The organism is Nitrospirota bacterium (assembly GCA_040757335.1).
Classification (GTDB): domain Bacteria; phylum Nitrospirota; class Nitrospiria; order 2-01-FULL-66-17; family 2-01-FULL-66-17; genus JBFLXB01.
Genome location: JBFLXB010000018.1, coordinates 1 through 18,766 on the forward strand (window position 1 = coordinate 1; position 18,766 = coordinate 18,766).

18 protein-coding genes are annotated in these 18,766 nt (G+C 63.3%); 1 reads left to right on the forward strand and 17 read right to left on the reverse strand.

The window, feature by feature from the left end:
- The 13 genes from AB1451_10500 to AB1451_10560 all read right to left on the reverse strand — a co-directional run.
- Positions 1-1,542: multicopper oxidase domain-containing protein (locus AB1451_10500; GenBank protein ID MEW6683334.1), on the reverse strand; the 1,542-nt coding region annotated here is incomplete at its 3' end.
- 48 nt (positions 1,543-1,590) lie between these two features.
- Positions 1,591-2,883, reverse strand: a complete 1,293-nt coding sequence (locus AB1451_10505) for a multicopper oxidase domain-containing protein (GenBank protein ID MEW6683335.1) — start codon at positions 2,881-2,883, stop codon at positions 1,591-1,593.
- 55 nt (positions 2,884-2,938) lie between these two features.
- Positions 2,939-4,264: a multicopper oxidase domain-containing protein gene (locus AB1451_10510; GenBank protein ID MEW6683336.1), complete on the reverse strand. Its 1,326-nt coding sequence runs from the start codon at positions 4,262-4,264 to the stop codon at positions 2,939-2,941.
- Between the two features lie 267 nt (positions 4,265-4,531).
- A complete protein-coding gene (locus AB1451_10515) occupies positions 4,532-5,677 on the reverse strand; it encodes a LuxR C-terminal-related transcriptional regulator (protein MEW6683337.1) in 1,146 nt (381 codons plus the stop codon).
- Positions 5,678-6,081: 404 nt separating this feature from the next.
- On the reverse strand, positions 6,082-6,312 hold the full coding sequence (locus AB1451_10520; protein MEW6683338.1) for an SHOCT domain-containing protein: 231 nt from the start codon (positions 6,310-6,312) through the stop codon (positions 6,082-6,084).
- A gap of 104 nt (positions 6,313-6,416) precedes the next feature.
- The gene (locus AB1451_10525) at positions 6,417-7,271 is read right to left on the reverse strand and encodes a patatin-like phospholipase family protein (protein MEW6683339.1); all 855 of its coding nucleotides are present in this window, start codon (positions 7,269-7,271) and stop codon (positions 6,417-6,419) included.
- Positions 7,272-7,669: 398 nt separating this feature from the next.
- Positions 7,670-7,966, reverse strand: coding sequence for a CBS domain-containing protein (locus AB1451_10530; GenBank protein ID MEW6683340.1), 297 nt, complete (start codon positions 7,964-7,966; stop codon positions 7,670-7,672).
- A 240-nt stretch (positions 7,967-8,206) separates the two neighbouring features.
- Complete coding sequence (gene merA, locus AB1451_10535; protein MEW6683341.1) at positions 8,207-9,616, reverse strand: mercury(II) reductase; 1,410 nt, start codon at positions 9,614-9,616, stop codon at positions 8,207-8,209.
- Positions 9,594-9,923: a mercury resistance system transport protein MerF gene (merF, locus tag AB1451_10540; protein MEW6683342.1), complete on the reverse strand. Its 330-nt coding sequence runs from the start codon at positions 9,921-9,923 to the stop codon at positions 9,594-9,596. The genes merA and merF overlap by 23 nt, the downstream gene beginning before the upstream one ends.
- A gap of 32 nt (positions 9,924-9,955) precedes the next feature.
- The gene (locus tag AB1451_10545) at positions 9,956-10,759 is read right to left on the reverse strand and encodes a MerR family transcriptional regulator (GenBank protein ID MEW6683343.1); all 804 of its coding nucleotides are present in this window, start codon (positions 10,757-10,759) and stop codon (positions 9,956-9,958) included.
- An 82-nt stretch (positions 10,760-10,841) separates the two neighbouring features.
- The gene (locus AB1451_10550) at positions 10,842-11,816 is read right to left on the reverse strand and encodes a DUF3179 domain-containing protein (protein ID MEW6683344.1); all 975 of its coding nucleotides are present in this window, start codon (positions 11,814-11,816) and stop codon (positions 10,842-10,844) included.
- A gap of 133 nt (positions 11,817-11,949) precedes the next feature.
- Entirely contained in the window at positions 11,950-12,315 is a 366-nt protein-coding gene (locus tag AB1451_10555; GenBank protein MEW6683345.1) for a hypothetical protein, read from the reverse strand.
- 166 nt (positions 12,316-12,481) lie between these two features.
- Positions 12,482-13,213, reverse strand: coding sequence for a Crp/Fnr family transcriptional regulator (locus AB1451_10560; protein MEW6683346.1), 732 nt, complete (start codon positions 13,211-13,213; stop codon positions 12,482-12,484).
- Between the two features lie 380 nt (positions 13,214-13,593).
- Here AB1451_10560 and AB1451_10565 point away from each other — a divergent pair, with 380 nt between their 5' ends.
- Complete coding sequence (locus tag AB1451_10565; protein ID MEW6683347.1) at positions 13,594-14,409, forward strand: outer membrane lipoprotein-sorting protein; 816 nt, start codon at positions 13,594-13,596, stop codon at positions 14,407-14,409.
- A 49-nt stretch (positions 14,410-14,458) separates the two neighbouring features.
- Here AB1451_10565 and AB1451_10570 read toward each other — a convergent pair whose 3' ends face one another.
- From AB1451_10570 to AB1451_10585, 4 genes are all read right to left on the reverse strand, one after another.
- Positions 14,459-14,809, reverse strand: a complete 351-nt coding sequence (locus AB1451_10570; GenBank protein ID MEW6683348.1) for a hypothetical protein — start codon at positions 14,807-14,809, stop codon at positions 14,459-14,461.
- A 252-nt stretch (positions 14,810-15,061) separates the two neighbouring features.
- On the reverse strand, positions 15,062-16,435 hold the full coding sequence (locus tag AB1451_10575) for an IS1380 family transposase (protein ID MEW6683349.1): 1,374 nt from the start codon (positions 16,433-16,435) through the stop codon (positions 15,062-15,064).
- 69 nt (positions 16,436-16,504) lie between these two features.
- Complete coding sequence (locus AB1451_10580; protein MEW6683350.1) at positions 16,505-17,371, reverse strand: hypothetical protein; 867 nt, start codon at positions 17,369-17,371, stop codon at positions 16,505-16,507.
- Positions 17,372-17,456: 85 nt separating this feature from the next.
- Positions 17,457-18,335, reverse strand: coding sequence for a sigma-70 family RNA polymerase sigma factor (locus AB1451_10585; GenBank protein ID MEW6683351.1), 879 nt, complete (start codon positions 18,333-18,335; stop codon positions 17,457-17,459).
- Between the last annotated feature and the right edge of the window lie 431 nt (positions 18,336-18,766).

The window sequence follows — 18,766 nt, forward strand, 5'->3', positions numbered from 1 at the left end:
GCCGCCACCCCCACCGCCGGCCGGAGGAGGGAGGGCCGAGGCCACGGTCACGGCAAAGGCCTGGCTGCCGACCCCGCCACGGTTGTCATCGGCTTGGACCTGAATGGTGATTGGATCGCCCACGAGCGACTCGGTGGGCGTCCAGGAGATGACTCCGGTGCCGGCGTCGATCGTCATCCCAGGAGGCGGGGCAACCAGGACGTACTGAACCAAATCAGTATCCGCATCAGTCGCAATGACGGTCACCGATAAGGGCGAGCCTGCGGTGAGGGTCTGGTCCGTGATCGGGTCGACCTGGGGCACACTGTTGACGAACACATCGAACACTTGGGTGACCGGCCCGCTGCCGTTGTCCACCGAGACGGTCACACTGTGGGGAGCGCCAGCGATGAGCGCGCTGGCATCGCCCGCGGCGGGGGCCCAGGTGAGCCGGCCGTTGCCGTCGATCGCCATGCTGGCAGGGCCCGAAACACCGTACGTGAGTGCGGCGTCAAGATTCGCCCCGTCCACCGCGACCACGTCGTACACCAGGGTGTCGCCCAACGTCACGGCAGCGGGCGGCGATGACAGGATCGCCAAGCCGGCCAATGCGGAGTCGATGGCGCGGACCATGGTAATCATGCCGCCAGGGAACTGGTCCGCGTTCGTGATGTCCAACCGCCGGTCAAACAGGGGGTAGTCGCCTGGAACCGCGGCGGTGACAATCACGTCCCGGGTTTGGCCCGGGGCCATCACCACTGTAAACGCATCCTGGGGATAGGTCGTGAGGTTGGCATCGTCGGCAATGCCGCGCTGCGCCAAGCCCTTGATCACGATCACGTGGTCTTGCGACCCTGCGTTGACGTACCGCAGGAGGAGCTTTTCGCCGGTCTTGACCAGCACGTCCTGGGTGTCGGGGTAGGCCTTGCCGTTGATCAACCAGTATTTCGGAGCAAAGTAGATCGGGTTATAGGGGTTGCCCGCAGCCACCTCGGCGTGCCACGCCGGGTCAATGTCGCTCAGCACCACCACCTGCTCGCGGTCAAACGTCCCTGCCGGATACCCTTGCACCACCACCGCGCCGTACAGACCCATCTGGACCTGCTCGGCCTGGTTCGTGCCACTCTCATAGAGATACGTCCCAGGACCCGGGGGCGTGAACGTGAATGAACCGGATCCCCCTGCCGCAACCATTGCCGCCGTAAAGGTCCCGGCGCCGGTCGGCCCTGTGCCAGGAGTGGGCACGGCCTGGACGGTCATCCCAGGAACGAGGACCGAAACCGCTTCGTCCAGATCATTCTTCAGGTTGATCACCAGGCTGTCGCCGGCTGGAACCACCAGCGTGGGGCCGGGAAGGGTGGCTGGAGGGTTCGACGCGCAGAGGGGGTCGCTCCCGCAGTCCGCAAACCCCCGAATCTCCACGGGTGTACCGTCCGGCATGGTCACGGACCCGGTGGTCGCGCGCAGGCTATAGGTCACGGCCTCGGCAGAGCCCGCTACCAACGCGCTCGCGAACACGGCCAGACCCCCGACAAAGAGCTGTAGTCTCGTTCGGCTTAACATCGCTCCCCTTCCCTCTTCTCCAACAATCAGTGAAAGTGCGTCGCTCAGTTACGGTGTGGGCGGCATGATCATGATATGCGTCATCATGCCGCCGGGACCCTCGTCAAAGTTCTGAATCTCCTGCTCGTGGTGGCTGTGAAACATCATGTAGTGTTCACCCATCCCCTCGTTGAGCGAGACGTGTTTAGCTCCCAACTCACCCGTCTGCCCCAAGAATGGGCTTCCGCTGTACAGCTCGCCGAATGTCAGGTCTGCGTTCGGATCATTGCTCGGCGGCCCCACCACCACGGGAAGCGCCTCGCCGTGCCCCAATGTCGACTCAGCGGTCTCCAGAGCATCGGCCGGAGCGTGCCCGTAGACGTCCCACCCCAGATCTTTGCCCTCCCACGTATAGATCGCGTCCACGGTCTGGCCCGCGGACACCGACTGCGTGAACCGCCCGATCGCCAGATCAGCCACTCCCGCCGACGGATCGCTCTGCAGCAACCGCCCGTCCTGCGCGATCACCTGGGCGTGGTTCCCGTGGTGGTGGAACGGGTGAAGATCGCGGTCCACCGTGGCCATGCGAAAGAGCACCCGCTCGCCGGGGAACATGGAGATCATCGAGCCCACGGGCTGACTTACCAGGTGCGGGACGTTATCCGGCAAGAGCGTGTCGGGATACCCGCGGCCATTGACGAACCAATAGGCCGGTAGATACGACGTGGCCTGATACGGTTGGCCCCGTTCCACCAGCTCGTGTTGGATGGGATCCATGGCGCTCAAGAGCAAAAAGTGCTCGCGATCGTAGGCCGTGTCGGGCGTGTCGTAGGCCTGGCCGGCCGCGGCGGGCCGCACGATGATGCCCCCGATCAATCCCATGTCGAGATGCTTGGTGAGGTACGTTCCGCTGTGGTAGTAGTACGTCCCGGGCTTCGTCGCCGTGAACGTATAGCTCACGGTTCCGCCGGGCGCTGCCTCGGGCGCCAGGGAGCGCAGCGTGGCGCGTTCGCCGACGGTTTCATACACCGGCGCCTGGTTGGGGACGTCCTGGCCGAAGAACACGATCGACACCGGATCCGCCTTTAGAGGCCCGGCCCCGTCGGGATCCGGCAGGTTGTTGGTCAGATTGACCGTGACGTCGTCGCCGACGCTCACCTCGATCAACGGCCCCGGGTAGCGAAACCCGGTCGCATCCCCAAACGACCACGTGTAGACCTGGCCGCCGTCCGGTGTGCTGATGTACCCGGCCTTCGCCTGAAGGTCGTAGACCACCGACGCAGCGGTCGCTGGTGCCGTCGCGCCCAGAAGGGTCGCGACCCCCAGAGCGACCATGAACAGCCGTTGCCCCGTGCTCAACATATCGATCTCCTTCTGTCCCTCAAAGCCATGGTTCACACTGTTCCAGTTTGGAACGTTAGTTCACGATGCGGATTTCGGTGATCATGCCGTTCTGGTTCTCGGACTGCGCCCCGGCGAGTTGATCTTCCCGAGACAGGCCGCTCTGCTTGTTCAGCTCCCGCGCGTGCAGGAAATAGGTCTCGCCCGGGTTCAACCCGGTCGTGTCGATGATGATGTCGGCGGTCTTGCCGCCAGCCATCGAGTACACGGTCTTCTTAAACGACAAATCCTTCCCAACCAACGGCCCTGCGCCGTCAGGATCCGGGCCCCGCAGGAGCTTGGCGTCCTCACCCACCACGTGCATGCGAATGCCGGGGATTGTCACGGTGTGGGTCTGAAATCCCAGGTTCACCAGCCGGATCAGCACGCGCTGGTTGGGCTGCGCCGTGATCAGTGAGGAGATCGGCTGGGAAAAATAGTCTTCTCTGTTGTACATGCAGCCGGGCAGACACGGGGCGTCCCTTGAAACCACGGTGTCGGGATAGGAGCGGCCGTTGAGGGTATAGTAGTGCGGCCGGAAGGTGTGCCACTGGGTCTGCCCCTCCTGGATCGTGTCCAGGTTATGGTGCTTCTCGGCGTCCAGCTCTTGAAGGAGTAAGTTGTACGCCACGTCATACTGCGTGTTCGGCGCTAGTCCTCCGTCGTTATACGCGAACGTGGCGGAAGGCGTGTCCTGCGCCGGTTTGACGATGATCGTTCCGACCATGCCCAATTGGATGTGCTCGGTTGGTTCAAAGTGGCAGTGGTAGGGGTAAGTTCCCGGGTCATTGACCTTGTAGTAGTAGGTGAAGTCGCTGTATGGAGGCACCATCACCGACAGCTCGGGCACGCCGTCGAAAATCGCCATGGCGTGCGGAAAGCCGTGGAAGTGCAGGGTATGCGGGTCAGCGAGATCCACCCGGACGAAAAATCCCAGGTTGGTCTCGGTGATGTACAGATCCTGCCCTTCTTTGACTTCAATGGTCGGCGCCGGGAGATTCGCCTTGTACTTGTAGTCCACGATGTGTTCCTCCGGCACCCCGGTCAAATCAACGAATCCAAAGATGTAGTGGAAGGTGCCGTCCGACATCCTGATGGTTCCGTCCGTCACGCCAAGCCGCACACACTTGACGTTGGGGTCGGCATCAAAGATCCCGTTGCCGTTCCGGTCATTGTCCTCCGGACCCGGAGCGCCCCCTGACGACCAACCGGTCGGCATATTGTCGAGATCGTTCGGGCACTGCACACCAGGGCCCACGGGCGTTGAAGTCACCGCGGAAGCCGGACCAGCAAGGGCCAGCCCCCACGCGACCAGCGCGAGTCCGCCGATTACGAACCTGAAACCTCTCGAACATTCACCCATTGCCCACTCCTTAGTTGAATACGGCGATTGGTTGCCTGGACCTATCGATATCTGCTGGTACGCGGACCAGTCAGAACCCGCGAATCATCCCGGACATGGCCGACCACAGGGCGTCAAAATGGCTCCTGGAGCCATTTTAGATGCTGTACCGATTTAGAGTACAACTATAAAGGTACTTGGATCGGTTCGACAATCCCCTCGAAAGAGGGGATTGAGCAGGGAATCAGCGACGCCGCGCCTGGTCCTGGCCGATGCCGCAGGCTCAGCTCAGGAGGACCCCGAGGGCCCGCGAGCGAGCACCGAGGAGATCCCTGACCGCGTTGTGACGCCGAGCTTGGGCATGATACGTTTGATGTGCTCTTTGATCGTGTACTCGGATAGTTCCAGGGCGCCGGCAATCTCCTTGTTGGTCTGGCCAAGCGCGATGGCCTGGGCGACCGCGATTTCGCGCGGGGTGAGCCCGAACTGCGCGACGACTCGCCCCAGATCAATCCCGGTTTGCCTGATCCGCTCGATCAAGATGAGAACGTGCGGCTTGGAACTCCGATCTATGGCCTGAAGCATCGTGCAACGAATCGAGAACTTTTCCCCCCCAAGAGAACATAGGTACGCCGGGGACGGCGAAGACCGATAACCGCCCCCTTCGGGATCACTCGCCGGCCGTTCCAGAACTTGGTGGCACGTCTCAGCCAGTACCCTTGGAAGGGTCATGGGCCCGGCCTGACCACCAGCCTGAGCCTCCAGCAGTTCGATCAAATCGAGGGCTTCGCGATTCGCGGATGCCAGTCGGCCTTCGTGGTCGACGACCAGCACTCCGGGGTGGCCTCTCCGGCCGGCAAGCACCCCAAGCGGCTGCAGCTCGCCCGTCTCGTCGCCCGGGTTGAAGCCGCCGTCCAAGGCGCGTCCAAGTGCCACGGTCAGCGACGCCGCGAACGCGACGTCTACTTTTGAGAAGTCGGGTTGCCCGACAATTCGCCACACACAGAACTGGCCGATCCGGCTGCCATCCAAAGTCTGAACGCTGCCGATCAGCGACGCCCCCAACCGGTTCGGATCCAGCACCGTCTCCGCGAGCCGGGCCTCGTGGTACACGCAGCGCACCGACGCCTCCGATCCGCGGATCACGGGTCTGGATTGCATGGAGTGGCGTTTGGTTCGAAGACAGCGTACGAGGGGATACAGATACCGGTGGTCCAGGTTCTCCAAAACGGCTCCGACAATTCGACCGCTCGCGGGGCAGAAGAACAAGAGTGCGGCGGCGTGAAAGGAGATTGTCGTTCGCAGCACCGCGAAGAACCGCCGCACCTTCTCCTCGCGCGAGATCGGAGAGGCCGCCAACGCTTCAATCGCGCAGACAACCTTTCGTTGGTAAGGCGACAGCACTTTTTTGGACAAACCCGTCTGCACCGGCATCGCCGCTGACTTCTATCTTTACTCTGTTGCGGAGTAGACCTTTCTCGACCGGCCTTTCATCCGCCTGAGCGTTGCCGTTGCGTGCGATTTCAGGGGCCCGGCACACCTGCCCTACGCGTGCCGCCCACATCAGCGGCGTCAAACCGTCCTGGTCCGCTTCGTCGACGACCACCCCCCGGGTCAACAGCCGCGTGACGGACGCGTCGTCACCGTTGACCGAAGCCCTTGACAACGGGCTCAGCCCCGCGGTCTGTGCGACGCTCATCGACGGGGGAACATTCTCCTCGTGCCGCGGAAAAGGGACGTTCCTAACTGCCTCGATTCCGCCCACTGATGTTTGGGACGCGGACCAATCCCGAGACGTGCCCCCCGCACTAACTTCTTCCCCGAGAGCCATGACCTTTCTACGCGATGTGCCGTTTCTTCTCTTCGAATTCATCCTTTGAGACTTCGCCTCGGGCGTATCGTTTCTTCAGGATCTCCAGAGCCGTCTCCTCAGTTCTTCCCGCCCCTGTACCCTTCTGCACCGCCCAGACGACCAACAAGACGACCCCCACGATCACCAGGATCCAGAAAATCGTGTTCAAGAGCATCCATAGCCCGATCCCTCCGCCCATCATTCCACCATCCATCATCGTCTTCGCTCCCATTCTCGTATGTGGGAATGACGCATCCTCTCGGTACGAATTCTATAGCGCCCGGTGGCAAACATTTGCCCTGTTGGCCAAGGTCCAACCTATCAGGCGTGGGCATGGGGACGCACCAGCTCAGCCTGGTCGGACGGGTGAGGGGCTCGGCCTGATGTCAGCCATCGCACGGTCGACTCGTACGAGCGGTGGATCAGCTCGGCCGCGCGACCGAAGTCCGCGGGAGAGACGTCGAGGGGACACAGCGGTGGAACAACGTGAAGCCTGCACTGTTGCTCGAAGCGCTGAACGTCCAGCGCAAGCCGCCAGCCGATCATGAGCGCGAGGGCTTGCAGCGCCATGCTGATCGCGGTCCGAGGGGTGTGCGGCAACGTGCACGCGTATCCGGCGGGCAGGACATAGATCGATTTCGCGCCGAGGCCGACCGCATGAGAGATAGGGGTGTTGTCGGAGACGCCCCCGTCCATGAGGTCGCGCCCGTCGATGCGCACCGGCGGGAACACCGCCGGGACGGCGGTGCTGGCGAGAATCGCCTCCGCCGCATCGCCCCGGGAGAGCAGCACCGCGGCCCCGGTCCTGACCTCAGTCGCCACGACGTGGAGCGGAACAACGGCGTCTTCCAGGCGCGACAGCGCTACGTGTTGCCGGATGAGGCGGGTCAACGCATTCGGGCGCACGAGCGAGTTGCGAAAGCCGTAGTACCCGAGCGCTCCCTGGATCGGCCCGATGGGGAACACGTCCTTGCGGCGCAGCGAGCGCCAGATACCGGCCAGGTGATCGACGGCGCCCGCTTCCCGCCGCCCCGCGATGAACGCGCCGTTCAGCGCCCCGACCGAAGTCCCCACGATCAGGTCGGGGCGGATGCCGTGTTCGTCCAGAGCGCGCAGCATCCCCACCTGCACCGCGCCCAGGCTCGCCCCACCGGATAGCACGAACGCGATCGACATGACCTCTCCCTACTCGCCTTTGGTCAAAGGACTCCTCTTTGATCGCTAGGGGTTTTGAGAGCCCCTTCTTCTCGAGGCTACGTTCCGATCACCCTGGGCTCCTGCCAGGCTCAATGCGACCAACAGCGCGGACGGCCCGATGGTGTGCTTTCTCGTCTTGGCGTTCATCTGAATCTCCTTTCCGGTTGATGTATGTGTTGACCGACACCCTTACTCATACTGCTCACGTCATGCCGAGTGAGGATCAACTCATGCTGCCCTCCTTTCCTCGCTTGCGTCACCGCAACGCAACGCCTGCGTTGCTTCGCCACCTGGGTGGAACTGACCATCCAGGTTCTCGGAGCGACGCTCGGAGATGCCTTTTGCCTCTCGTCCCTACTGCCGACCTCACGGCCGCGTCATTGATGCAGGGCCGACCGGCTCGATTTCTCGGATGGCTCGCTCTCCAGCTCGCATCCCCCGCGCGAGAAAAATAGCCCGCGATGAATGGCGCCGATGCTGACCATCCCGACCAGCTTGCCCTGCTCCACGACCGGCATGCGACGGAAATTCTTCAGCCCCATATAGGAGGCCGCTTCGAGGATGGGCGTCTCCGGCGAGACCGTTAACGGCTTACGCACCATGATCTCCGCGGCCTTCTTGGCGAGCACTTCGGGATATCTCTGCTCCATTTCCAGAAAATTCCGGCCGTGCACGGTACTTCCGATTCGTATTCCTCGTCACCATCGGCCTCCTTGGACCAGCACCCTGTTCCGGTAGCTGTGCATTGCGTTGCTCGCCGACTTCACCGCTTGCGGTCAGTCCAATCGCCGCGAGGCCGCGGAGTACACGGGTGCACGGCCGCTCTTAAGGCCGCCATAGAAATCGTTGAATGCGGGCGTTGTGAAAATCGGCCATGTAGCTGAATCCATCCCGATCTCCGCGGAGCGTACCACTCAGGTGGCGCAGCACGAAAGCTTCTTCACGTCCCGATCGAACGCGAGCGCGGCCAATTTCAAACCTTCGGCCATGGTCAGGTACGGATGGAAGGTGTCGATCAGGTCACGGATCGCCAGACCATATCGAATCGCGAGCGTGGCTTCCTGCACCACATCTCCAGCCTCGGGCGCCAGGACGTGGGCGCCGAGCAACCGGCCCGTGCGTTCTTCCGCCACCAGCTTGATCAGCCCCCGCGTGTTCCTGGCGACCACGGCCCGTGGGACATCTTTGAGATGAATCATCGCGGTCTTGATCGCGAGCCCCTGCTCGGCCGCGGCCTGTTCGGTCAGCCCCACGCTGGCGATCTGCGGGTCCGTGAAGGTCACGCGGGGCAGGACAGACAGGTCGTACACGCGGCCGACTCCGGTCAGCGCGTTCTCGGCGGCGAACGCGCCAGCGTACGCGGCCACGTACACGAACATGGGCTCACCCAACACGTCGCCGGCCGCGTAAATCGCGGGGTTGCGGGTCTGCAAGTGCTCGTTGACCAGGATCTCGCCGTGCACACCCAGCTCGACACCGGCCGCTTCCAGCCCGAACCCTTCGGTCGTGGGGCGGCGGCCCGTGGTGAAGAGGAGTTGCTCGGCAACGAACGTGCGCGCCTCGCCTGCCACTTCGGCGAGCACCCGATAGCCGCCCTGATTCCGCTCGACCCGGGCCACGTGAACCCCGGTTTCGATCTGTAGCGTCTCTCGGCGCAGCGCGTCGGTCATAGCGGCGCTCACATCCGGTTCTTCCGCAGGAGCGATCCGATCGCCCGCCTCCAGGAGCGTGACGCGCACGCCGAATCGCGCAAGGAGCTGTCCGAGTTCCAAGCCAATGGCCCCGCCCCCGATCACGATCATCGACTCGGGAAGGGCGGGCAGGCTCAGGGCGTCGGTGCTGTCCAGGTATCCGGCCTCGGCCAGACCAGGAATCGGCGGCGTCCAAGGGTGGGACCCGGTGGCGACCAGGATCCCGCGCGGCCGATAGACGGCCCCGTTGATCGAGACCGCGGTGTCCGCCTCCAAGCGTGCCTCGCCTCGAACAATCGAGATCGTGGGATAGGCCTCGGCGACCTGGACGTATTTGCCTTCCCGGAGCGCGGCTACGAGTTCGTCCTTCTGCGCCACGACTCGCCGCCAATCCGAGGGCGGCGGGCATGCCGTCAGTCCCTGAAACTCGTGGTACGCGCAGCGATAGCAAATCTCGGCCGCGCGGATCAGGGTTTTGGACGGCACGCAACCGATGTTTACGCAGGTGCCGCCGATCAAGCCTTTTTCCGCAATGATGACCCGCGCGCCCAATTCCGCGGCCTTGATCGCGGCGGCAAATGCGGCCGACCCGCCGCCGATGATCAACAGATCAGTGTCGCTCTGCCCGTTCATGGCTGACCTCCTCGGGGGACGCCTCGCGGCCACAACACACCGCCCGTACTTTACGCCGGAGATACAGGCCGTAGGCCAGCACAGCCACGCAGACCAGCAACGAGGGAACGAGCACCGCGTCGAGACCACCGGCCATGGCGCCCAGCCCGACCGCGGTGAGCCCGATCACCAGCAGCGGCGTGACGCAGCAGACCGCTGCGACGACCGACCCGATCATCCCGACCTTGACCAGGCGATCGGCCCGCGTCCTCTCCGTGCTCGCGGCGTGCGCGGCGCCATGTGAACGATCCCCCGTCACGGTATGCACGCTCTGCTGCCTGGTCGCCAGCGCGCAGATCGTCAGCGAGTGGGCCGGCCGATGCCCGCCTCTCGCAGCGCCGCCTCCGTGGGACCGCCCTCTGCACAGCACGCGAGCAGGCGGCCGTCCACCGCCACTGCGGGCACGCGCGTGACCCCGTACCGGCGCGCGCGGTCCGCACCGGCCGAATCGCGCGTCGAGACGATCTCGACGGCGCACCACGGACACGCAAGACGCTGGACCATAATGACCGTTTCGTCACAGACCGCGCACCCCGCGCTGAACACTTCCACTGTTCGTTGTGTGGACATGTCATCCTCCCTTCTTCGTTTGCGTGGCGCAGCATCGGCACACGTTCCAGCGCCGACGCCGCGAGACGCCCTTAACGTAGTTCTGCCTCTCTGTGGTCGTGTCCTTCCCCAACTCTTCTTGTCCTGATCAATAGGTCTTTGGTCGACCACGTCGAGGATCGGACACTCGCTGGTGGGACCTTGCCCCCGACAAGCCGCCGCCAAGTTTCTCAACGCGTCGCGCATTCGCTTGAGTTCGACAAGGCGTTGATCGATCTGGGCGATCTTGCGTTCGGCCTCGCGCTTGACGTCCGCGCAGGTCTTCCGCTTGTCGACTTTCAGGTTCAACAATTCCGCGATTTCGACCAGCGAAAACCCCAGGTCTTTGGCCCGCCGGATGAAGCGCACGCGCGCGAGGTCCTCGTCGGTATACTCCCGATAGCCCGAGTCGCGCCGAGACGGCGGCAGGATCAAGCCCCGGCGCTCGTAATAGCGAATCGTATCCACCCGAACGCCCGCCTCTCTGGCGAGCCACCCAATGGTCGAAGGTTTCATCGAGCGCACTATACACCCTGGACCTAGGTCCAGAGTCAAGCCCGCGAATCCGCTGGTTGTCAGCCCTCGCTCCATGCACGAATTACTCGGGTGCCGGCCGGTAAATGGCCGTGTCCGGATGAAACGCGTACCAGGCAAACCAGAAGGCCGCCACAGACGGAATCGGCCGGTCGTTCGGATCAGTGGCGTGGGCTGTACGGGTCTTTGGGTCAAAGTGAACCGTGATCGGCTGATCCCCGAGCCGATCGCGGACGGGCGTGCGCTGGGTCTCAAGCACCGAGAAGGGATAGGCCTTGGCTTGGCCCCCGCGTTTGACGCCCAGGACCCAGGCTTTCGGAGGCAGGCGGGAATCGCGCGCCGCGACGTCGAAGAAGAGACGCGGGGTCGACGCGTACCCGCGGTAGGGATCGGTCTCGTAGTCGCGGGCGTGGCCGGTATCCGTGGAGAGCACGAGCGTCGCGGAATGCGTGGTGCGCCACGCTCCCCAGGTCGTATGGAGCGCCGGAAGCAGGGTCAACCTGGTGCCGATCCTGGGACCGGTCATGGCCTCCTGCCGAAGCTGGGACCAGAGACTCTCGGTGTCGCGGTCGTACAGGAGGACGTCGCTCTGGTAGAGCAGTCCGGACACGCCGAACAACGCGCGCCGGTCGTGGATGAGCGCGTCGAACACCATTCCGGTCCCGCACAGCGGGCAATAGGTCACGACCACCGGCGCGCCGCCCACGCGATCGTTGACCACCTCGTGCCAATTAAGGATCTTTATGGGATACGCCTTGGCTTGCTCGTTGAGCTGGATTCCGATCACCCGATCATCGTCCTGAAGGAACCCGCAGAACCCGCCGGGGCTGAGCCCTGGCGGGTTCTCGTCAACGGGCTTGTCGCCGCACGGGTGGCGCAGCAACGCGGCGGACGACGCCGGAACAAACGCGGGGTCGGTGAGCGCGGGAATCCCGTCACGCGGCGGACCGCCCGATACGATCTGATCCAAGGGCACGCTTCGCATGGTCAAGTCGAACCCGTTCATCACCGGGCCGCGAGCGCCAATCGTCGAGACCATGACGAGCGCACCCCAGACGGTCAGCGCGACATGACTCTGCCGTGTGGGGCCCCGGCAGCCCGCGGCCGGGGCTCGCTTCATAAACGGCTTGCAGTCGTCCACGACAGGGAAACCGCCAACGGCCGGCCTCGCTTCAGAGCGTGATCACCTGGTAGCCGTCCCCGATCAGCTTGGCCACGCTCGGATGTCCCATGTACTCGGAGATCGTCGAGACCTTGGCTTCTTTGACTTTCTGTTTGTCGACCTGGAACGCGCCGATGCAGTAGTCGCACGCGCCTTTGATCAACCCCTGGTCACGAAGCTGGATGAACAGCGGATGGAGCATGTGATCGTCCTTGTTCAGTTCGGGAACCCAACCCGTCCCGCCCCCGTCGAAAATGAGCTGCACCGCGTGCCCCGCTTCACGCAAGTCCTTGGTGTACACCAAACTATGTGCCGCTCGGCCCATGCTGTCGTGCGTGCCAGGTTCGGCGTGAAGGATGACCGCGATCTTTGCCATGAGAATCCTCCTTTCCTCGCTTGCGAAGGGCAACGTAGGCGAGCTTTCCCGCGCCGAGGCTGCCAGATTCCTTCGCCCTTCGGTGTCTCTTGATTCCTTGCGAAGGATACTCCCGGAGCGGCCCTCAAGAATGTAGGCAGGATTACAAAAAGGAAAAAGAGAAAGATTACCGGCTGTCTCTGGCGGCGAGAGACGAGGGCGTGCCGCTCCGTCGCTTGAGCACCTCCGGACGGAGCAGAGTGATCGAGCGGTCTTCGAAATCGATCAGCCCCGCTTTCTTGAAATCGCCCAGCACTGCGCTCACGGTTTCTCGGATCGAGCCGATGAGGTTGGCGATCTCCTGGTGCGTGATTTTGATCTCGATGCGGATACCTCGGTCGGTCGTCCGGCCGTGCTCTTCCGCGAGTTGGACCAAGAGATGCGCCAACCGGGAGGGGACGTCCAGAAACACCAAATCTTCGACGCGGGTCTCGATCTTCCGGAGCCGCGAGCCGATCAACTTGGTCAGCCGAAACGAGAGTTCCGGTTTGTGCCGGACCAAGGCCAAGAACTGCTCCCGCGGAATGAGACAGATCGCGCTGTCGTCGAGCGCTTCGGCGATCGTGTCTCGCGGCGACTCGTCGAGGACTTCCACCTCACCGAAAATCTCGCCGGGTTTCAGCAGGGCCAGCGTGACCTCTCGCCCATCTTCGGAGACGCGGGAGATCTTGACGCGGCCCGTCTTCAGCAGATAGACGTACCGACTCGGCTCTCCCGGCAGAAACAGTGCCGATCGCTTTTTGACGGACTCCATCTTGGTGGTGCGCTCAAGCTCGCGCATCTCCGCGGCGGTCATCTCTTGAAACAGATTGACGCGCTGGAGGTACCACAGCTTGCTTTCGAGCACGCGAACGGTCATGACATGGTCGCTCCGAAACCAGCCCCTCGTGTTTGACGCACCGCCGTGGCCGCCCTCCCGACGATCCTCCGGACTCCAAACGCCTCGCCACTATAAGACCCGACGACCGGAATGTTCAATAGCGCCCCGTTGGGGCGTCGCCATGGCGCGATGGTCCCTCCACCAAAGACGTCCTGAGCGCGGTAGGCCTTCGATGCTCCGGGCTCTCTACTTTGTAGGCCAGGCTACGTTTTGGCTCGTCGCCCGCGTGTAGAGTGAATAGTCGCACGCGTATGCGACGGGTATCGGTCGGTTCTATGAGTTCTGTATGCTGCCACTCGGACGGCTTCGGGGCGAGCTTCTTGGGTCGCCGCAGTCGAGCCGACCGCGAACACCGTTTCATGGCCAGCGTCAAGCAATTCATCCCGGCGGCGATGATCTCTGCGCTCGCCGTTGCGCTCCCCTCCGAGGCCGCCGAGCTGCTCGTCGAAGACGTGGTTCGCAATGTGACCGTGCAGGACAATGCGATCCGTGACGAGACCGCGCAGGTTGTGATCCATCGGGATGACGGCCGAGGGGGCGACCAGCGGAGCGCGTACCGTCTCTATTGGAAAAATCTCCAGGGCGAGAAGGGCGCGCTTGGCAAAATGCTCCTGATCACGCTTTCGCCGTTGGACAAACGCGGCGAGGGGTTTCTCCTGTGGCAGATGGAGCGCGCGACCGACTCTCAGGCCTGGCTCTACTTACCAGATCTACGACAGGTCCGCCGCGTGACGATCTCGGGACACGAGCAGCACCAACACGATCGCGACCAGCGCTCCGACCTGGGGCTCGGATTCGAGCAGCTCGGAACGCGCTTGGCCGGCGTGCGCGGGGAGCTGGTGGGGCGCGAGGTGCTCGGCGGAGTCGAGCATCTGGTTGTCGAGACCAGATCCGTGATGAGCCCCGACCCGCTCCCCTTGCGTCGCTTCTGGATCTCGTCGGCCGACTGGACGATCGCCCGGATCGAATATCGCGACCTTGCCGGACGCCTGGCGCGCACCCAACGGATCGACTGGGCGCGCCTCGGCCAAGCGTGGGTGTGGACGCGCACAGAAATCCAGCAGGCGGATTCGCCCGCCAAGACGATCGTCGAACTGCGCGATATCGCGGTCAACACCAACCTCGCGGACCGTCTCTTCACAGTCGAGACCCTCAAGTCGGGAAGGACTCCGTAGCGTCCCGTGCCGGGCAGTCGGGATCTTCGCACCTCCTGTTCGTTCTTGATCAGAACCGACCTGTGGACTCGAGGTCCTTCCACAGTCGCGCGCCGTTGTAAGAAAGCACCGGGGTCAGGGTCGCATCCTCAAACCCCTTGATCGCCTGTTCGAAGACCCGCACTAATTTTTCATCGCCGTCTTGGACGTACCAGAACTGGGCGATATCCGAGTACTTCTTCAGGTTCGGCCAGGTGTTCATATCCATTCCCGGCGGCCCGGTCCGATAGAAGTTCTGCCACACTCCGAAGACGCGCAGCTTATCTCCGAGCGGAATCCAGCTCACGTATAACGGGTCGCGGTCTGGCAGGAACTCGATCCCACAGAGCACCTCGGTAGCACCGGACTCCGATCCGTACACCCTATCCTCCCCTCCGGTCAGGGGTGCCCGACCGCCAAGGACTAGCCCGCATTATTCATGAAGCCCATGGATAAAGCTCGAGTCGGGATACCTCGCCTCGTCCGGACACCTGGCGGAGCGCCAACAGGCGCTTTGCCAGCCCTCGGGGGCTCGGCGAGCTCCCGAGGGCCCGGTCCGCGAGTAGGCTGCGCCCCTCGGAGACGCACCTCGCCCGCGGGAGCCAGCGGAACGTCGTGTTGGCCCTCGCCACGCCTAGCCCGCCCGCGCGCCGACGGCCAGGGCGACCTGGGACCACGCCTCACGAAAGGGCGCCGAGGCGGGCAGGTGCAGCACGATGCGGCGCACCGACACGACGACGCGCGCCCCCAGCTTGAGCAGCCACTCGCGCAGGGTGGTGACTTGCGCCCGGGCACAGGCCGTTCGCGCCGCAGACCGTCGCAGTTCTTGCAGCACGACATACGCCGCGGCGGTCAGCAGCACGCGGAACTGGTTGGCCCAGAAGCGCGAGCAACTGGTCCGATCCAGTTCCAGCCCGTGGTGCAATTCTTTGATCCGATTTTCAATTTCGCCCCGGTAACAGTACCGCTGCTCGTAGACCACCTGCGCCCGCTCGGCCCGGTTGGTGACCACGAACCGCGGGTTGTCCTTGAGCGCCCGGCCGGGATGCGCCACCACCTCGGCTTTGATCACCACCCGGCGCCGCCGGGCCCAGCTCTTCGCCGCATAGCGACACTCGGTATACCCCGTGGCCGTCTGCCCCGTCTCGCGCGCCCGGCGTCGGGCCTTGCGCAGGGCTTTCTCCGCCCGCCGTTCCAGGACGGCGTTGCTCGGCAGCCCGATGACGTACTCCACGCCCACGGCCTCCAAGCGCTCCAGCAGTTCAGGGCTGCCCAACCCGCCATCGAGCCGCACCAGCAGGCGAGCCGTGGGAAACGCCCCGCGCAGCCGCGCGATTGTGCGGACCAGCAGCCCGCTGATCCCCTCCCGCGAGGCCGTGCCCGGCCGCAACACGGCGGCGAACAGATACTGCTCGGGCTCGTCGTCGAAGCGCAGAAACCCCACCAGCGGCAGGTAGCACGTGCTCCCGTAGTGGCCGTTGAACAGCGCCAGCTGCTGCGCCCCGTGTGTGGGATCGTCCGTCGGGTCCAAGTCGATCGTGATCTGCCGGGCGCGGCCCTTGAGCCGCCGCTCGTGGTAGGCGAGCACGCCCTCGGCCAGCGCGGTCCCCAACCGCAGCAGGGCTTTGGGACCGACCGCGTTCTCAAAGCGCGAGAGCGTGGGCTGCGAGGCCAGGCCGTCGCCGGTCACCGGATCGCGATCCAGCAGCAGCTTGTGCACGGGGTCGTCCACCAACCGCGCCGCGTCGTTCGCATCGGCGTAGCCGCAGGCCAGGCCGAAGACGCGCTGCCGGACCAAGTCCACCAGCGGGTGCACCACCTTGCCGGGCTCGCGCACATCGGGCAGGCACGCCGCCAAGCGGGAGGTCAGCCCCAGGCGCTGATCGACCGCTTTCAGCAAGATCGCCCCGCCGTCCGAACTGCTGTGCGCCGCGTCGAACTGGGCGATCACCGGCCGATCCGCCAGGGCTGGGAACAGGACACGCTGTGTGCTATCATCCGCTCGCATCGACACGCCTCCGGAGTGGGAAATGCTGCGTCGCAACAGCACTTATACCACGCCGGAGGCGTTGTCGTTTCAAGTTTCGTGAATAATCCGGGCTAGGTAACGAATATGTTTCGGATTGCCCACGGCTCGGTGGTGAGCTGGCTGGGAACCGCTTGGGCAGAGGTATGGCTCGTTCGACCGCTCGGCGTAACATACCGAGAGGTGATCGTCGGTTGGCCATGTCAGGTCGCGCCCGATCAGATAGGTCCGGAAATGATTGTGCTGCGCCAGCACAACAGCGAATGGGCGCTCCTCCCCCGACTTGAGGAGCACATGCACAGCCCCGTGGATGTCCAGCTCGTGCCAGGTGTTGAGGTCTCCGATCAGTCTGGCAACCACGCCCTGATACCAGGCCAGGCGGGCTGGCAAACCGCTGGCTGCGAAGGCCACGTTGTACTTGAGGATCAGCACCTCCATGGCGCGGGCCGGCTCGTCGCCGGGAGGGGCCTGCATCGTTTCTCGGTATAATCTGCCATACACCACGGCACGATGGTCGCGGCAGCCGGCTCCTCGGCACGGCGCGATATCCCCTTGGAAGTCGAGGTTGAAACGCGGATTCCGCTCGATCTGCTTGAGAGACGTCCTGTCGGGCCTTTCGCGAACAACCCGCTTCTTTAAGTCTCGCACCACCGTCTGCGGAAGATAGTCGCGGTAGAAGTCGATCGGAGGGATTCCCCGAGGCGCAATGAAGACTCGCGGCTGGAATCGCTCCAAGAATGCGCGATCCGCCTCGGGCGTTTCCTCGCCGAAGTCATCCGCCCGCCACTCCGAACTCGGGTAGGTGAGCGGTTCAAAGAAGGCCAAGGCATCCGCCGGCCACGACGCCGGCTCGGCCGAAGCCGGGACGGCCATCAGGAACATGGCGAGCACAACAAGACTCACGGTGACTGGCGCCACCGGTCGGATCGTTCCCCACCGATTTGCGGCATCTCGCTTCACCACCGGTTGCAACCGACGACCTATTGATCACGAGCCTACTAGTTCAGACTTGCTCTACGGACAATAGGCGCTCGGAGCCCCGTGGTCGATCGCGCCAGTCCCCCCACCGCGCATCCGGAGCCACCGCCAAAGCGGGATGGGTCCCCCGCAGAACACGCTCCCCGAGAGCTGAGTGGCGACGAGGTTGTGGGGTTGCCGTCTGGTCACACTTATCCCTTCCACCATCGAGATATTGCTCGAGTGCCCGTCGGACCTTCGACCTCGCCCGGTGAAGCAGCACCCGCTGATTCGTCTCGCCGATCTCAAGCAGGCTACAGGTCTCTTTTGCGTCCAAGCCCTCGACGTCTCGTAACAGGATGATCTGCCTCTGGTTTGGTGGAAGGGCTTCGATGGCTTTCACGAGATATTCACCCGCTTCTTTCGATAAGAGGAGTCGCTCTGGCGTACCTTCATCCCAAGAGTTGGGCGGTGAGGCCCAGTGATCCACCCAGGGACCCGTTGTCTGAAATCTTGCCGGATCCACAGCGGGCTCATGAGGATCCTCATCAGAACTCCCGAGGGATGAAAATGGCACACTGCGACTCTCGCGGACTCCCCTGGTCTTGGCCCGGTTGATTAGGATCCGGAAGATCCAGGTCTTGAGCGAGGAACGGCCCTCGAACCGATCCAGTCCCTCCAACACCCCTACCCAGGTTTCCTGGACGACTTCTTCAGCGACCTCGTGGCTTCGAACGAAACCCTTCGCCAGACGAAGCAGCACGGCATGATAACTGTCTACCAAGGAGGCGAACGCGGCTTCTTCGCCTCCTCGCAGCGCTGCCAGGAGTTGTCGTTCATTTGTCGATGCGTCAGCTCCCACGGGCCTAAGACTCGATTCCAGGGATCGGTCGGCTTCCTGAACCGTCTCGCTCGACAGCGACATTATGGATCTCCTTATCCCTCGGGACAAACGTCCAGGTCCTTTTGACGACCCTCACAAACTCTCTGTCGCGTCGGGGTTAGTCCAGCACATTCCTGGATCGACCGGCAGTATACAGCATGTTCTTGACCCCGACAGGACAGTTAACCAAGTAGACTCCTTCTGAGAGTCGCTCTAACAGAATGTCCAGGCCCTTGGGGCAAATGGAAGATACCGAAGAGCATTCCAGAACAGTCTGATGGACCCCATTCCGGGTGATGCGTCCCATCTCTTCAGCCCACGCACTCAGATTGTCCTCACAGATCGATCCTTCTATCTTGAGGATCGATGTCAGTTCATTTTCGAGGATTCTTCTTATACGAAACATATCGCTCCTGGCCATCTCGCCCTTTACTTACTACAGGAACTATGCCAAAAAAAAATCCATCGGATGA

Coding starts and splice junctions, on each gene's coding strand:
- AB1451_10560 (MEW6683346.1), bottom strand. CDS start 13,213: ATGACCGTTCGCGTGCTCGAAAGCAAGCTGTGGTACCTCCAGCGCGTC.
- AB1451_10545 (MEW6683343.1), bottom strand. CDS start 10,759: ATGAAACCTTCGACCATTGGGTGGCTCGCCAGAGAGGCGGGCGTTCGG.
- AB1451_10550 (MEW6683344.1), bottom strand. CDS start 11,816: ATGGTCTCGACGATTGGCGCTCGCGGCCCGGTGATGAACGGGTTCGAC.
- AB1451_10575 (MEW6683349.1), bottom strand. CDS start 16,435: ATGCGAGCGGATGATAGCACACAGCGTGTCCTGTTCCCAGCCCTGGCG.
- AB1451_10510 (MEW6683336.1), bottom strand. CDS start 4,264: ATGGGTGAATGTTCGAGAGGTTTCAGGTTCGTAATCGGCGGACTCGCG.
- AB1451_10505 (MEW6683335.1), bottom strand. CDS start 2,883: ATGTTGAGCACGGGGCAACGGCTGTTCATGGTCGCTCTGGGGGTCGCG.
- AB1451_10525 (MEW6683339.1), bottom strand. CDS start 7,271: ATGTCGATCGCGTTCGTGCTATCCGGTGGGGCGAGCCTGGGCGCGGTG.
- AB1451_10565 (MEW6683347.1), top strand. CDS start 13,594: ATGGCCAGCGTCAAGCAATTCATCCCGGCGGCGATGATCTCTGCGCTC.
- AB1451_10585 (MEW6683351.1), bottom strand. CDS start 18,335: ATGTCGCTGTCGAGCGAGACGGTTCAGGAAGCCGACCGATCCCTGGAA.
- merA (MEW6683341.1), bottom strand. CDS start 9,616: ATGAACGGGCAGAGCGACACTGATCTGTTGATCATCGGCGGCGGGTCG.
- AB1451_10515 (MEW6683337.1), bottom strand. CDS start 5,677: ATGCCGGTGCAGACGGGTTTGTCCAAAAAAGTGCTGTCGCCTTACCAA.
- AB1451_10555 (MEW6683345.1), bottom strand. CDS start 12,315: ATGGCAAAGATCGCGGTCATCCTTCACGCCGAACCTGGCACGCACGAC.
- AB1451_10520 (MEW6683338.1), bottom strand. CDS start 6,312: ATGATGGATGGTGGAATGATGGGCGGAGGGATCGGGCTATGGATGCTC.